The organism is Lachnotalea sp. AF33-28 (assembly GCF_003477885.1).
Taxonomy (GTDB): domain Bacteria; phylum Bacillota; class Clostridia; order Lachnospirales; family Lachnospiraceae; genus AF33-28.
In genome coordinates this window covers 262,472-276,675 of record NZ_QUEE01000005.1, presented here as the reverse complement: position 1 = coordinate 276,675, position 14,204 = coordinate 262,472, and the positions used below count along the sequence as shown (strand labels likewise).

Below are 14,204 nucleotides of genomic sequence, written 5' to 3'. Positions count from 1 at the left end.
ATTAACTCCTCTCACCGGCCAGGAAATCCAACTGGCGGCCGGACCGAATGATCATATACGCCGCCAGTATAAGCACCAGCAGACATACACAGCTTCCCGTCAGAATATTCATCCAATAACGGCAGGCCATATCGCCGCCGAATTGCGAGAGCATGGATGTCTGAAGCGCAAATAGGGACATCAGAGCCGCTGCCATGCTGAGCATCTTGGCCGCGGACAGCAGCGGAGAATCCATTTGACGGTATTTTATAACGTTTATCACCGCAACGGTAACTGAATAAAAGGTATATGCTGCCGATGCGTAGATCGTCCAGTCCGGGTAGTAAAAACTGCGGTTCTTCCATATCATCTGAATGATCATGCCGGCCATGGACAGATTAAGTAAAAGCATCAGCCAGCCCGTCTGTCGGTAACGGCGCAGCTGCCTGATTCGTCCAGGCAAAACCGCTTCCTCTTTTTTCATGCGGCGGATGCCAGCCATCAGCATGAACCTCATAAAACCCAGCGCCAAGTAATAGACGGCGGTCGCAGCGAGCCACTCCGAGCGAAACACCAGGCTTTCGGCCAGCTTAAACACCGCATAACCCAGATTGATGAACAGCCCTGCATACACCGAAAGCTTTGCTCTGTAATCCCGGTCACTTAAGAAACGGTCCGCAAACACGGTTTTATGCAGCCATTTTCTCAATCCCCGCATCGAGCGAGGAAAACGTATCAGCCAGACGGTCAGGGTATAGGCAGACACTATATACGAGATATACCCAAAAGCCGTGTCATTCTGTCCGGTCATAAATGTATAGGTTAAAAGTACGGTTCCTGTCACAGTGATCAGGAGAGCCGGCACAGTTTTAGGCTGCAGCAGCCACAGGATACTCTTCTTAAGCCCCGCCATTTTCAATCCTCCCAAACCTTACGGTAAAACAGCTGCCTTTGCCTAATTCGCTGGTGACGGATATCTCCGCTCCCGTGATATCTATGATCCGTTTTACAAGCGCCAGGCCCAGGCCGTTTCCCTGGGTGCCGTGCGAGGCATCCCCCTGGTAGAATTTTTCAAAGATATGCTGTCCTGTCTCCCGGCTCATCCCACAGCCGGTATCGGTAACCGTGACAACGGCATCCGCATTGTCGGTCTCCAGACGAACGGCCACTCTGCCGCAGGGTGGGGTAAATTTCATGGCGTTAGAGAACAGATTGTTCCACACCAGATTCAGTAGTTCCCGGTCCGCCTCCACCAGCACATCTTCCTCTATCTGTATATCCAGCCCCAATTCTTTCTGTTCCCAGGTATTTTCGAACGCCAGGAGGCATTCACATAGCTGTTCTCCAAGGTTATATCTCTGCGCTTCCGGGAAAATCTGCTGGTTCTCCAGCTTGTTCAGCTTCAGTATATTCGTGATCATCTCCGAAAATCGCCGTGCCGCATCGGCAACGGTGCCGGCATATTCCATTCTCTTATCCTCTGGCAGATCTGGAACTTTGAGCATCGCAGCATAGTTTTGTATGACGGACAGCGGAGTTTTCAGCTCATGGGAGACATCGGCAATAAAATCTGTTTTCATCGTCTCTATGCCGGCCACCTCCTCCGCCATATGATTGAAATTCTCTATGATGATATCAAACTCATTTTTTGCTCCCATCCGGTGCAACGGCTCAATGCGCGCGGTGAAATCTCCACGGGTCATCCTTCGCGTCGCCTCCAGGATGCGGTTTACCGGCTGCTGTACGGTAAGCTTTCTGCGCAGATAATCAATCAGTGAGAACAGAACGCTTAACACCAGCACATTACAGAATGTCTTTCCCGCCCTGGCGCGTATTATATCCTCCGGGATATCCGCTCCGGAAAAGAACATCAGGAAACAGCAAGTAACGGTAAACGCTACCAGCAGAAAAAAAATGATTAAATTCCACAAGGAAAACATGCTTTTTTGAACCTGCGATTTCTTTTTCACTTCAGCACCGCCTTATAGCCAAGCCCATGGACCGTAACGATTTCAAAATCACTGCAGCCGGATAATTTATCCCTCAGCTTGGTCATATACACATCCACCGTCCGAAGCCCTGAGGTGGTTTCCGTATCCCAGAACTCATCCATCAGCTGTGAGCGGGTAAATGTCTTCTTTGGATAGGACAGCAGCTTAAAAAGCAGGTTAAATTCCCTGACCGTCAGCAAAACCTGCTCGCCGTTTAAATAGGCCGCATGCTCCTGCGCATCCAGCAGGAGGCTCCCTATCTCCAGCCTCTTATCTGACGCGATTCTGGCACGGCGCAGCAGCGCTCCGATCCTTAGCAGCAGCTCGTCAAGATCCACCGGTTTCACCATATAGTCGTCTATTCCAATCTTAAATCCCTTCCGTTTGGAAGTCATGTCATCCCTTGCTGTCATGAACAGGATAGGGATATTCTGATTTAATTCACGCACCGTCTTAGCAAACTCAAAGCCATCCGTTTCCGGCATCATGATATCCGAGATAATCAGATCGAATATATTTCCATACATCGCCTCATACGCTTCCCGGACATCCGTACAGCCAACCGCTTCAAAACCGTTCTGCCCCAGATAAGTGCAGACAGCGTGATTGAGTTCATGGTCATCTTCTACAATCAAAAGCTTGAACATATCACATACCTCCGCTCTGCTGCGCAGACGGAAATCAGCGCAGGTATAATATCTGTCGATATTATATCATGTCAGCAGGCTGACATGACCCCTCCGGGGGATGCGCATGATTTCCCGGGGAAATTGTCTGCTGCGCAGACGGAAATCAGCGCAAGTATAATATCTATCGATATTATACCATATAAATGTTAAAGTTTTGTTTAAATCAGAAGCGCGGAAAAGCCATCTTCCGCACCAGGCTCCTTTTCTACACTGATTTTTTGTCTTCACTTCCGTCATCCGGTATCTTCTCCAGAAAAGTTTCAACAAAATTATTTTCGATTTTTTTATAGCTGCCTGTAACAGCAGTCTCCACCTTCTTAGGTGTTTTCAATCTGTAATTGCTCATTTCTCAATAACCTCCTCTTATTTTATGCCTCTGCATATGGGAAACAGCGACAGCAGCAATACAATTCCAAGAATCCCGATCACAATGCCCGGTATCATCCTGCCCCATACCATCGTAAGGCACATGCCCGTCCCCAGCACCAGCACACCAGCAATGCACAGAAAAACTGCGCCCGCCGTTTTTTTGCTGAGTCTGACCGGAGGCTTATGCTCCATCCTGCGCCATGTAATCATACCGGCCAGCCCAACCGCCAGACCGGCGCACCCGACGGTAACGCCCGGCAAAAACACGCCCCATTGAGGCAGCAAAGCCATGCACATTCCCAACGCAAACAATATTGTGCTGACGGTTCCGAATATAAGACCTGCAAAACTGCTTTTTTTCATGCTAAAATCTCCTTTTTTGTTTTGTTAGGTTTACTTTACCGGGAGATTGTTTTTGAAATGATTATAAAATATTTACAAAATGTTAAACTGCAGAATCTTCTCCTCTTCCTTTCCAAATCCCGAAAAGAAACCTGCCGACAGCACGCCGATCACGCAGATGATGATACCTGTGGGCAGCAGCACCAGACTCACATTTTCGGAAAAAGTATCAAAAAGATATCCGTACACAATCTGTCCCAACGGCTGGGCACACATGGAAACCGTGAATACACAGGACATCACCTTACCGGTCAGATGTGAGGGCGTGCGCTCCTGAATGGCTGAAAGCGCAAATATGGAAAACATATTGCAGGCCGCCTGCCCGGCGCAGAATGCCAGCACCAGAACCAGGTATTTGGCAAATGAGGGCGCCGGCAGCAAAAATACTGCACCGGAGGGAAGCAGACAAATCCCCAAACCGATCATCAGCCAGTAGAGTTTTGTAAACTGCAGCTTACCTGCCAGCAGACCCGCAGCAAGCCCCCCCAATATGGCGGCCAGACCCATAGCGCTTTCCGCGACGCCGTAATGCTCAGCAGAAAGCCCCAGCACGGTGCGCACCAGAAACGGAAATCCTACCACAGCCGTCCCCATCACGAAAAAGCTGACCAGAGCAGCCAAAAGCAGCAGTTTTAAAACGCCTGGCTGCTCCCTGCTAAGAAATCTCATGCTGGCTGCCAGATCCTCTTTTACAATTTGTGTGATGCTCTGTTTTGCCGCGGGCTTGTGCTCCAGCCGTATAAAGCACTCCAGGAACGCGGTTAAAAAGAAGCAGATCACCGCGGCCAGCAGTACAGACCGGATGCCGAACGCCGTATAGAATATGCTTCCTGCAAAAGGTGTAGTAAACGCGGCAACCGCAGAAATCTGATTTACGACCGCATTGCCTTTTAAGATATTATCTCCGCTCTGCATCTGGGGGACGCAGGCCTGGACAGTTAGTGACTCAAAGGCTCCCAGCACAGACAGGACCACCAGCAGTGCGCCGATGAGATATATCCCGCTTCCTTCTCCAAACAGCAAAAATACCGCAAACACCGATAATCCTGAAATAACATCCAGCACCACCATGATATTCCGCCGGTTCATCCGGTCCGCCAGCATCCCGCCAAAGGGCGAAAGCAGGATAGTGGGAACCATAGCCACTGCAAGCAGCCCCGCAAAGACAGCCGCCGATCCGGTACGCTCCAGCACATACATGGACAGTGCAAACTTCAGCGTATTATTGCCGATCAGCGAGCTGGCCTGCCCCAGGATCAGAAAAGTGAAATTTCTGGTAAATAATTTTTGTTTCATATGTCTATCTCCTTCTGAATGCAATCGCCGTTACAATGTCTGCCGCCAGCCCCGCTGCGCCGAGAATAAAGCACCAAAACGCGGCTGTATGGTGTCCCTGCTTAGCCAGCCTGGCGGCTCCAAGCATCAGTCCTGCCTCCGCAGCCAGTGAAATGCTCTTTAAGGTTATACGGAGAGTCCGGCTCTTGTGCCAGGCAACGCTTACGCCCCGATCCAGCCTGTCGGCAGCCTCCTCCACACGGCGTTCGAACCTCTGGGCCGCCGCTTCGATACATCTGTCAAATTCGTATTCAGTCATTCCTGATACCTCCAATTCTTACAGTCTATTTTTATTTATCATACCTACCGTATGAATGTATGTATTTAAAATAAAGCTGCCTTCGCTTGTTTGAAAACGCTATCCTGAGAGTATGACACACATTTTACGGGAAGCAATTTTCAAACAAGCTCTGGCAGGCAACTCTATTTATCCGCTGTCTTGTCGGAGCTTTCTATCTCAATAAAATACTGCCGGGCCAGTTCCATTATCTCATCATCCACTATAGGAACCCCCATCTTATCCAGCATTTCGCCTATAAACTGAAATTTCCTAAGCATCCCCTCCGCGGTGGCCGGGTAGACTGTCGGCGCAAGCCAAAGGCTGGTCAGCAGCGGAATAAGCTCCGCGACCTCTCTGGTGTACTCCGTGCGGATGGATCCGTCCCTGTTTCCCTCCTCGATCAGCCGCTGGAAATAGGGTGTCAGTGTCTGGCGGTTGGACTCAATCATTCCCACCAGCACCCGCGGATTCTTGAGGATAGGCAGAGATTGGATGTTCATATCCATCCTGGCCCGGTCCGACTGATTCAGCCGTATCATTTCCCGAAGCTTCTGCAGGCCGTTCAAGTCATTTCGCCCCATCACGGCTTCAAAAGGATTGTTTTCCGTAAACATCCTGTCTCCCACCGCGTCCATAATTTCCTCCTTGGACTTGAAATGGTGGTAAACAGCTCCTTTGGTCAGCCCCCCCAGCTCATCCACGATATCCTGGATCGTCGTGTTTTCATACCCTTTCACCAAAAACAAACGCTGGGCAGCATCCAGGATCCGTTCTACCGTCACCTCGGGATATTTGTTGCGTGCCATACTTTCCTTCCTTTCCTGTCACCAGCCGAAGGCTGATGACCTGCGCGCACATCAGTGCGCTTCCTCTTTTCCTGTCACCGGCCCAAGGCTGATGACCTCACCTCTTCATTTACATACATACTTTCGGTATGTTTAGATTGTAACAGCTGTTAAATGAACTGTCAAGATACATACCAAAAGAATCTATTTGAATATTACTATCCTGCACCTTTAAATTAGTTCAATCGCTCATCTACGATAGACTTAATAAAATCACTTTTTATCTTTTCTATCTTATATTTTTTTATTACCTCTTTTACAGTTTGCATATTCTCAACCGAAATCGGCAAAATTTCAATTTTAAAGGTAAGGATTATCACATCCGTATTGTCGGTGCAGATATTTATCCGCAGGGATTTGCCGCTATCGTCAACAACTTATCTGATTTTTCGGGTGTAAATATGCTCTGCGATATCGGAAACGGCACGATGAACATTATGTTCGTCAACGACAAAAACCCAAATCCCCGCCGCTGTTTTACCGAGAAATTCGGAACGCACCAGTGTATGCTTCAAATCTGTGAGAATCTGATGAGAATTCATCACGCAGAGCCACCCGAAGAAATGATTACCCGTGTGCTTCGTTTCGGAACAGCGGATATTGACGGTGACTATCTGAAAACAATCACCGACACCGCAAAAGAGTATGTAGAAGGCATTTTCCGCAGGCTCCGGGAACACGGTTATGACTCAAAGCTGATGAAGCTTTATGTAGTCGGCGGCGGTGCGTTATGAGTATCAAGCGAATGAGCCTGCGGTTTAACTTGGATAACGAAACTGACCGCAGTGCTTGGGAACATTTGAAAATGTACGGATTCTAAGAACAAGGCGATTATTACTGCCGTCAATCAGTTTTATGAGTCGCACACGGAAATTGCAGAGACGCTTCCGCTTGGCAGAACACCGGCTATCTCGGTATCCCTGAGATTGAAGAAGGAGCAACGCTAACACTCACCTTTGAGAGAGAAAAGAACGGCATTTCCTATTTGAGAAAGGTTGAGAGAAACGAAGGACAGTAATACGTGTCTCATACTGTAACAAGCAGGGAACTTGTACGGCAAGTTCCAACTCAAAATCGGCTGTTTAGCCGATTTACTCTTTAGGGGCTGCCGCCCCTAACACCCCGTTTTGATTTACGAATAAAATCTGAACTTTTGGAAACGCTATTGACATAATGCACTCATTGGGTGTATTGTATTGGTGAGGTGATAATGATGATGAATATTCGTGAAATGAGAACTCGGTTAGGCGACACCCAAAGCGAATTTGCCGCACGATATAATATTCCATTTCGTACCGTTCAGAATTGGGAAGCAGGCGTGCGTAAGCCGCCGGAATATATTATAAATCTGTTGGAAAGCCGTACACGGGCAGACCTTGTCAACCGAAAGACAACCGTATTGCCGAAGTACAGTCCGCAAAAAAGCGACCTGCCAAAAAGAAGCGACTATGTCGGCGCTCTCGCTTGGCTTAAGGCTGTCCGTGAATGTATTGGAGAATCCGTCGTTTTTGCATTAGATGAAGCGCTGATGTGTCAGGGCAATTTCAGAGGGCGCAGCGATGAGTATATTATATGGGTATATGGTGACGACTCGGTTTCTCGCTTTAACGGTGTAGTTGTTCTTGGCAATCAGATCAGCTCCTACAATGTAAAGGAAAAGAACGGACTGTTCTATACCGACTTTAACAGAACGGTGACAGATGCTCTTGCCAATGAATCTATCTTGGATATGCAGGGCATTACGGAAGCAATCAGCCGCTACTATTATCGCAACGGCGAGAGCTTGGAAGGAATTTCCGTAGCCCCCGAATATCAGGATAAGTTTGACAGATTAGCAGATGAAGCAATAGAATATTACGGAAATTAAGAGGTGATTTTTAATGAATATTACGGCAGAAGAAAAACTGATGTATGAGGTGATGAAGGCTATATATGACAGCGGGATTCCCATTAGCTTTAAGGGATCAATGGTGCTTAAAGCCTGCCTGATGGAAGCAGGCTTCACAGAAGATATTCGTCATACCGTAGATATTGACGCCAACTGGAACTCTGACACGCCACCGACAGCCGAGCAGATGGTTGAATCCTTGCAAAGCGCTATTAAAAAATGCGGCACTGATTTGGAGGTTAGCATTTACCGAATGTATGGCGAAGGACGCTCTGCCGGTTTTGAACTGGCCAACCGAGAAACGGGCGAAATACTCTTTTCTATGGATATTGATGTAAACCGCCCTATTCCTCCCACAAAGCTTTATGAGGTGGAAGGATTGCGTTTTCGTGGTGTATCCCCTTCTCAAATGATAGCTGATAAGGTTTCTGCAATTTCTACCGATAAGGTGTTTCGCAGAATAAAAGATGTCGTAGACCTATATTATATTTCAAAGGTTTTTGATTTTGACAGTGCCGATGTTATTCAAACACTGAAAAACAGCGGCAAAAACTTGGATACCTTTAACGGCTTTCTTCGCAGAACCGAGGATTTACAGCACTCTTACGAAAAGTTCCGTTTTGCGGGCGGCGTGAATAAGCCGCCGTTTGAGGAAGTATATCGTGTGGTAAAATTATATATCAAGGATGTGCTTCCAAAAAAAAGCAGTAAGCGATGAATAACCCACCGTTCCACAATTCCATCCTCTTGTGCAATAATAGAGACATTAAAGGAGAAGTACGATTCCAGCTGGTTCTCAGCTGCCTACTTTGTATTCGTTTACTACATCTCTTCGAAGCAAGTAACTGACTTCTCCCAAAAAGGAAGGAGCATAAAAAACTATGAATGAGAAACCGAAGAATGCCCCACGTACTGATCAGGAATGGATGGAACTGATACAAGAATGCCGTACAAGCGGGCTCGGGGACAAAATCTGGTGCGAACAGCACGGGATCCCGATCAGCAGCTTTTACAGCAAGATAACAAAGCTTCGCAAAAGAGCCTGCGAAATACCGGCAGCGAATCATCGTGTCATCAGGGAATGCCAGCAGGTAGTTCCGCTTCCACTCATCGATGAAATCCCTCAACCATACGGACACAGTTTGTCTGATGATAGATCCGAGCAGTCAGTTCCGGCAGTAATCCTGAAAGCTGGCAGCTACTGTATAGAATATCCAACCATGCAGCCAGAGACACGATCTTGAATAGTAACTGTTTAGGACCCCACTTTAGGTCCAGATGAAAATCTGTTTTGCAATCTGTTCCATGATTTCTGTGAATAAATCTTCCTCAATAATCATGAGACTTGATTTGCTGTGGATTACTCCACAGACATCTTAAATAACTATGTTTCAAAGCCACAGTCCGTGGATTTTGAATAGTTTTAGCAACACTTGAACCTTGAAATTTTATACTTATCCACCGCATTTTGACCATATGAATTGAATTGAATGGAATGGAGTAATAGAAAACCATCCAGAGCAAACATGGGCACCTAGATTCAAAAAGCTTCTTTTGAATATGAAAAAGCCAAAAGAAGACGCAATAGCAATGAATCTGTCAGGTGCTGATGAACATACGATTCAATATTATAATGAAGAGTATGATGCAATCATCCAAGTAGCATTTGCTGAAAACCCAATGGTTACAACGGAAGCAAAGAAAAAGGGGCGCCCTAAAAAAGGGAAAGTACTGGCACTCATTGAACGCCTGCAAAAATACAAGGGTGAAGTCTGCCATTTTCTAAAGGACTTCCAAATAGATTTTGACAACAATCAGGCGGAAAGAAATCTGCGCATGATCAAGACAAAAACTAAGGTATCCGGTTGCTTCAGAACCGAAGAAGGAATCCGTGATTACTTAGCCGTAATGTCCTATATTGGCACTGCCAAGAAACATGGGAAAAATGCGGTTGAAGCTATAAAAAATGCATTTATGGGAAGACCTGAATTAATATTTGAATAATAGGCCTCCTAAACAGTTACAATTTGCCGTATATTAAATTAACCTTATCTGCTATGTAAAATATAGCATATCCCCACCCCTTTTTCTACTTAAACAACACACATGAAGGCGTTTCCCATCTCATTCTTCTTCCAGATAATCACCGATATGCGCCAGCATCACAATCGCATGGGCGCCCCACTGTCCGGTGCCGTTTCCGGTCAGGTGACCGGCTTCATGTATGATTTTGTGCACACCGGCCTCGTCGATCTCACGCACAATGATGGGCACGGCCACCGCATCGTGCTGTTTGTGCTCTTCATCGCGCAGCAGATCTTCCCAACACTGCTTAGCCAGGACCTGATCACCGGCCTTGCCGGCCGTATAGGCGGCGACGCCGTTGGCATAAGTGCTTAGGCGGCCCCGCGGTGACCCCTCTCCCTTATGTATGCCTTTTCCGGTATTGGGCTCTCTCTCCCACCCTTCGTCCAGGCCATCCGGATCGCCGGCTGAAGAATAAACCAGCCCGGCATTTAAGAAGGATTTCCACAGCGCCGGATCGTCCAGCACAGCCAGCACCTCCGGCCATACATACTCGCTGCCGAAACAGTAGTTGAAGTGGCTGGGCGGTGTTTTCGTCATCTGCTTCATATTGCCCGTATGCGGGTCATACCCCCAGATCGAGGAAGACGCAAAGCCGTCCGGGCCGGCAAAATGTGATAAAAGATTCAGGATTTTATCACGGTAGCGCGTATCGTTCGTGCGCTCCCAATGGGTCAGCCAGTTCCCGGCAAATACCATCATATCCGGCCCAAAGCGCGCGTGACAGGGGTAGTCCGGATCCGGCGGGAAATACTGGCGCAGCGGATCCATCGCCGCAACGGCAAAATCCACATCCTTCTCCATCTCCATGATATCCCCGATCCGCTCATCGCCGGTCAGATAATAATATACCTTATGCAGCTGTGTCAGCCCGATGCGGCATTCCTTGCAGCCGCAGCCCCAGTGCACCACATTGTGCCTGCTTCCCAGCATCTTATACGGTCCCAGGTGATAGAGGTCGCATTCTGAGGTATGGCGTGTCATCGCCTCCGCCCAGCGGAAATAATCCGGCCTGCCGGATCGCAGAAATCCGTACCACAGCCACAGATTCGGCACCAGCTCGGTGTTCTGCCACGCATAACCGCCCATATCATAGAGCCAGTTATGGCGGAACGTGTCATAGGTGTGGCGGATATCTCCGTAATCCCAGAAGCCATACTGGTCAAATTCCTCGCGGATGCGTTTATGCTGCTCAAACAGATCGTCCAGATAACCTTCCACCTTTGCGCGTCCGGGTGTTGAACGGTCCTCCACACCCCAGGCATCGCCCAGAGCCATCGTAGAAAGGATGTATTCAGGGCCGCAGAAAAGCAGGTTCGGCTCCTGCCAGCTGCCGGCGCGTTTTACCAGTTCCTCATTGCCTGGGTACGCGCTGAAGGTTTCAACTACCGCCTCATTGGTGTTGGAGATGCCGTAGCCGGAAGCGCGCATTTCATCAAAGCCCTCATAGCAGGCCTGTACATGGGTCTTGTCGTCATAGCGGCGCATATCCATGGGCTGCCCTTCGGGGCTGTAGAACCAGAGGCGTATCGCTGCTCTGGGTTCCTTCATGCCCAGGATCTCCATGGATGCCGGAGACTTCTGCCAGAAATCGCGTTTAAACACAGCCATGCCTCCGTTTGTTCCGCCCGCATAGGCGATTCCCATGGCCCGCTTCCCGGCAGCGCCGCGCACATACACACAGTGATCGCCGGTACGCTTGGATATATCGTAATGATCGCTGGAAAGCTGTGTGATCTTATAGTCATTCCACACCGTCATATCGTTCTGAAGTATACCCTGTGCTTCAGGAGTGACCTCGCCTTTCAGCTGACGGCGGTATGCGCCGTCCGGATCGTTTCTGGTCCACAGGCTTTTGGGCGATTCACAGAACAGGCCGCTCTCCCCGCCGATGCGCACAAAACGGTTATGAAGCGCTCCGGCAATGGGCAGATCGAATTCCAGCCCTATGCCCCGGATAAAATCCTCCTCTTCTCTGCCGTCAAAGGTAAAGGTATGTACCAAACGCACCGCAGCCTGTCCGGCATAAAAGTACAGACGCAGGTCAAAAGGAAGCCACTTGCGGCCGCGTTCTCCGGCCCCCCTCTGAACATGGCTTCCGCGAAGGCGCACCACTGCGGACAGCTCTCCCGCCTTCTCCAGACGCACTACCTCAGCGACGCCGTCAAAAGGCGATACCTGGGAGAGCGAATCGTAGCCGCCGGTCTCGATCCGCCGCTCGCACAGCGCCACAAGGCGGCCATTGCTGTCGCCTCCTCTATGGCTGACTTTAAGCATATCGCGGTCATTTATCCTCATCGTCCAAACCGCAGCACCTGTATCTACAGTGACACATTCCTCCTGCCGATGTATCTTTAAACATGTTTCCGGCACCGCCGGCGTCTCCGGCACACGGTCGCTGACGGTATAGGAATTCTGAGGCGCATCCAACACTGTGCTGTGCAGCGTCCATTTAACCGAACCGTCCGGCCAGCAGGCCTGTGTCTCATTCTGTACGGGAACCGCTTTCCCGTCCGCGCCGTACAGATACAGCGGTGTTTCCTGCTTATGCGCTCCTTTAGGCCACGGCACGCCGAACCGTGTTCCGCCCGCTGTCTGGCGGCTTGCTTCCATCCATTTGAGCTTTATATCCATGATCTTCCTCCTGCATGTCTTTGATTTATGGATATATCCATTATACGTTTTACGGTGTATACAGGCAAGTGAATATCACCAAATAAAAAACGATAAGCGTCTTCTGCCGTCACGCTCAGCAGAAATTTTTAGAACGCAGCGCCATAAAGTTTCCGTGCATGGCAGGACTGGGTATATCGACAAAAAAGGATTTTCCTATCGAACAAAAAAGGAAAGCAGCCCTTTCCCACTTTCTGATGCCCGGAAGGACTGCTTTCTATTTCAATATCCTAATTTGCATAAATCGAATCGTAGTTGGCTTTCTCCTCTGTCATCGCCTCCGCCCATTCATCCAGGAACTCCTGTACACCGCAAAGCCCAGTCATTGCCTCCTGCATCTTTGGCTCCGCCACATTGGCCAGAATATTTCTATACTCTGTCAAATAGAGAGGCTCTTTGAAGAATTTAAGTTCCGGATCATTAAGATACTCGGCAGATTTAACATAATATGGCTTTTCGGTTACCCATTCCGCCTTAGCGGCTTCTTCCTCAACCGGGATACCTCCCCTTAGCTGGATTACATCCGGTGCCGCATCGCTTACCATATACTCAATGAAATCCCATGCCTCTTCGGGATGACTGCATCCTGCCGTAATCGAATAGCCCTGAGCATCTACCACCGGATGACAGCTGTAGCCCTTTACACTCGGCGGCATTAAGAAAATCTCAAATTTAGTGTAATCGCCCTCAAATGTATCATCAATCAACTGCGCAGATCCCAGATTGTGAAAGATAGAAGCCGTTGTACCTGACTGAAAAGAAGCAGCAACCTCTGTCCAGCCTTTATTTAAATCATCTTCTGCTGTATACTCCTTGTACAGCGATAAGTACTTTTCGCAAAACTCCACATTCAGCGGGTCATTGATTGTAGATTTTCCATTTTCATCAAACGCTTCGGTTATCCCGGAGTATGCATACATCATATACTCCAGGTTCTGAGCGCCGCCAGCTCCGCCGCGTATAGTGGTGCCGTATCTGTTATTGGCCGGGTCCGCCAGTTTTTTTACGCTGTCAAAGAACTCATCCCACGTTTCTGGTATCTCAATGCTATTTTCCTTATACCAATCTGTACGGATCCAGAAATTTCGTACATTGATAGATGACGGGATCGCATACAGATCTTTTTTGTTGGGGTCATATTCAATATTGGCTTCGATAGAACCTTTCGATATCTTACCGTTTAGATCTGAGGCTTCAAAATAATCCGTCAGGGGTATAATATTACCTCTGGTTATGAATTCCGGCATAAAACATTGAAATACATCCGGTGCCGCATTTGCCGAAAACGCCATCTCAAGCTTGCTTTTTGCATCGGCAGCATTTCCCGGTATGCCCAGATACTCAATCTTAATATTGGGATTCGATTGCATATATCTGTCCACTGCGGCCTGATAAATCTCGTCCAATTCCGGAGTAGTCATCTCCATCCAGAAGGTCAGGGTGATCTCCTCTTCCTGTTGACCGTCTACAGATTCCATTTCAGTCCCCTGTTTAGTTCCGCCGGCCTGTGTGCTTTCTTTGGGTGTACTGCTGCAGGCAGTCAGACAGAGCAGCATAACCGTCACCAGAAACATCGCGGTAAATCTTTTTAACATTATTCGTACCTCCTCCTTAATTGTGATTCTATTATAATAAGAAACATTACAAATGACCATGCAGTGGTTTTGC

Annotated in this window: 15 protein-coding genes; 5 read left to right on the top strand and 10 right to left on the bottom strand. The window is 48.4% G+C overall.

Annotated elements, in window-relative coordinates; genetic code table 11:
* Position 1: 1 nt before the first annotated feature.
* From DWZ56_RS09510 to DWZ56_RS09480, 8 genes are all read right to left on the bottom strand, one after another.
* Entirely contained in the window at positions 2-892 is an 891-nt protein-coding gene (locus DWZ56_RS09510; protein ID WP_118556378.1) for a hypothetical protein, read from the bottom strand.
* The gene (locus DWZ56_RS09505) at positions 879-1,949 is read right to left on the bottom strand and encodes a HAMP domain-containing sensor histidine kinase (RefSeq protein ID WP_243095171.1); all 1,071 of its coding nucleotides are present in this window, start codon (positions 1,947-1,949) and stop codon (positions 879-881) included. Before DWZ56_RS09505 ends, DWZ56_RS09510 begins: the two co-directional genes overlap by 14 nt.
* Positions 1,946-2,617, bottom strand: coding sequence for a response regulator transcription factor (locus tag DWZ56_RS09500; RefSeq protein ID WP_118556376.1), 672 nt, complete (start codon positions 2,615-2,617; stop codon positions 1,946-1,948). The genes DWZ56_RS09505 and DWZ56_RS09500 overlap by 4 nt, the downstream gene beginning before the upstream one ends.
* Positions 2,618-2,864: 247 nt before the next feature.
* Complete coding sequence (locus DWZ56_RS22905) at positions 2,865-3,005, bottom strand: hypothetical protein (RefSeq protein ID WP_176927092.1); 141 nt, start codon at positions 3,003-3,005, stop codon at positions 2,865-2,867.
* A gap of 17 nt (positions 3,006-3,022) precedes the next feature.
* Complete coding sequence (locus DWZ56_RS09495) at positions 3,023-3,391, bottom strand: hypothetical protein (RefSeq protein WP_118556374.1); 369 nt, start codon at positions 3,389-3,391, stop codon at positions 3,023-3,025.
* A 72-nt stretch (positions 3,392-3,463) separates the two neighbouring features.
* Entirely contained in the window at positions 3,464-4,726 is a 1,263-nt protein-coding gene (locus DWZ56_RS09490) for an MFS transporter (RefSeq protein WP_118556372.1), read from the bottom strand.
* Positions 4,727-4,730: 4 nt separating this feature from the next.
* Positions 4,731-5,024 carry a hypothetical protein gene (locus tag DWZ56_RS09485; RefSeq protein ID WP_118556371.1) on the bottom strand — a complete coding sequence of 98 codons (294 nt, stop codon included), beginning with the start codon at positions 5,022-5,024 and terminating at the stop codon, positions 4,731-4,733.
* A gap of 164 nt (positions 5,025-5,188) precedes the next feature.
* Positions 5,189-5,851 (bottom strand): TetR/AcrR family transcriptional regulator, encoded by a 663-nt coding sequence (locus tag DWZ56_RS09480; RefSeq protein WP_118556369.1) that lies wholly within the window; start codon positions 5,849-5,851, stop codon positions 5,189-5,191.
* Positions 5,852-6,318: 467 nt separating this feature from the next.
* On the opposite strand from DWZ56_RS09480, the gene DWZ56_RS09475 reads away from it, so the two are divergent.
* The 5 genes from DWZ56_RS09475 (at position 6,319) to DWZ56_RS09455 (ending at position 9,782) form a co-directional block, all read left to right on the top strand.
* Positions 6,319-6,624 carry a hypothetical protein gene (locus DWZ56_RS09475; RefSeq protein WP_147369410.1) on the top strand — a complete coding sequence of 102 codons (306 nt, stop codon included), beginning with the start codon at positions 6,319-6,321 and terminating at the stop codon, positions 6,622-6,624.
* A gap of 476 nt (positions 6,625-7,100) precedes the next feature.
* Positions 7,101-7,757, top strand: coding sequence for a helix-turn-helix domain-containing protein (locus tag DWZ56_RS09470; RefSeq protein WP_118556365.1), 657 nt, complete (start codon positions 7,101-7,103; stop codon positions 7,755-7,757).
* 13 nt (positions 7,758-7,770) lie between these two features.
* Complete coding sequence (locus tag DWZ56_RS09465; protein ID WP_118556363.1) at positions 7,771-8,496, top strand: nucleotidyl transferase AbiEii/AbiGii toxin family protein; 726 nt, start codon at positions 7,771-7,773, stop codon at positions 8,494-8,496.
* 163 nt (positions 8,497-8,659) lie between these two features.
* Positions 8,660-9,022 carry an IS66 family insertion sequence element accessory protein TnpA gene (gene tnpA, locus DWZ56_RS23780; RefSeq protein WP_118556361.1) on the top strand — a complete coding sequence of 121 codons (363 nt, stop codon included), beginning with the start codon at positions 8,660-8,662 and terminating at the stop codon, positions 9,020-9,022.
* A gap of 241 nt (positions 9,023-9,263) precedes the next feature.
* Entirely contained in the window at positions 9,264-9,782 is a 519-nt protein-coding gene (locus DWZ56_RS09455) for an IS66 family transposase (protein WP_118556359.1), read from the top strand.
* A 120-nt stretch (positions 9,783-9,902) separates the two neighbouring features.
* On the opposite strand, the gene DWZ56_RS09450 is transcribed toward DWZ56_RS09455, so the two are convergent.
* Both DWZ56_RS09450 and DWZ56_RS09445 read right to left on the bottom strand, forming a co-directional pair.
* The gene (locus tag DWZ56_RS09450; RefSeq protein WP_118556357.1) at positions 9,903-12,497 is read right to left on the bottom strand and encodes an exo-rhamnogalacturonan lyase family protein; all 2,595 of its coding nucleotides are present in this window, start codon (positions 12,495-12,497) and stop codon (positions 9,903-9,905) included.
* Positions 12,498-12,766: 269 nt separating this feature from the next.
* A complete protein-coding gene (locus DWZ56_RS09445) occupies positions 12,767-14,131 on the bottom strand; it encodes an ABC transporter substrate-binding protein (protein ID WP_158584517.1) in 1,365 nt (454 codons plus the stop codon).
* Between the last annotated feature and the right edge of the window lie 73 nt (positions 14,132-14,204).

Coding starts and splice junctions, on each gene's coding strand:
- DWZ56_RS09510 (WP_118556378.1), bottom strand. CDS start 892: ATGGCGGGGCTTAAGAAGAGTATCCTGTGGCTGCTGCAGCCTAAAACT.
- DWZ56_RS09500 (WP_118556376.1), bottom strand. CDS start 2,617: ATGTTCAAGCTTTTGATTGTAGAAGATGACCATGAACTCAATCACGCT.
- DWZ56_RS22905 (WP_176927092.1), bottom strand. CDS start 3,005: ATGAGCAATTACAGATTGAAAACACCTAAGAAGGTGGAGACTGCTGTT.
- DWZ56_RS09495 (WP_118556374.1), bottom strand. CDS start 3,391: ATGAAAAAAAGCAGTTTTGCAGGTCTTATATTCGGAACCGTCAGCACA.
- DWZ56_RS09490 (WP_118556372.1), bottom strand. CDS start 4,726: ATGAAACAAAAATTATTTACCAGAAATTTCACTTTTCTGATCCTGGGG.
- DWZ56_RS09485 (WP_118556371.1), bottom strand. CDS start 5,024: ATGACTGAATACGAATTTGACAGATGTATCGAAGCGGCGGCCCAGAGG.
- DWZ56_RS09480 (WP_118556369.1), bottom strand. CDS start 5,851: ATGGCACGCAACAAATATCCCGAGGTGACGGTAGAACGGATCCTGGAT.
- DWZ56_RS09475 (WP_147369410.1), top strand. CDS start 6,319: ATGAACATTATGTTCGTCAACGACAAAAACCCAAATCCCCGCCGCTGT.
- DWZ56_RS09470 (WP_118556365.1), top strand. CDS start 7,101: ATGATGATGAATATTCGTGAAATGAGAACTCGGTTAGGCGACACCCAA.
- DWZ56_RS09465 (WP_118556363.1), top strand. CDS start 7,771: ATGAATATTACGGCAGAAGAAAAACTGATGTATGAGGTGATGAAGGCT.
- tnpA (WP_118556361.1), top strand. CDS start 8,660: ATGAATGAGAAACCGAAGAATGCCCCACGTACTGATCAGGAATGGATG.
- DWZ56_RS09450 (WP_118556357.1), bottom strand. CDS start 12,497: ATGGATATAAAGCTCAAATGGATGGAAGCAAGCCGCCAGACAGCGGGC.
- DWZ56_RS09445 (WP_158584517.1), bottom strand. CDS start 14,131: ATGTTAAAAAGATTTACCGCGATGTTTCTGGTGACGGTTATGCTGCTC.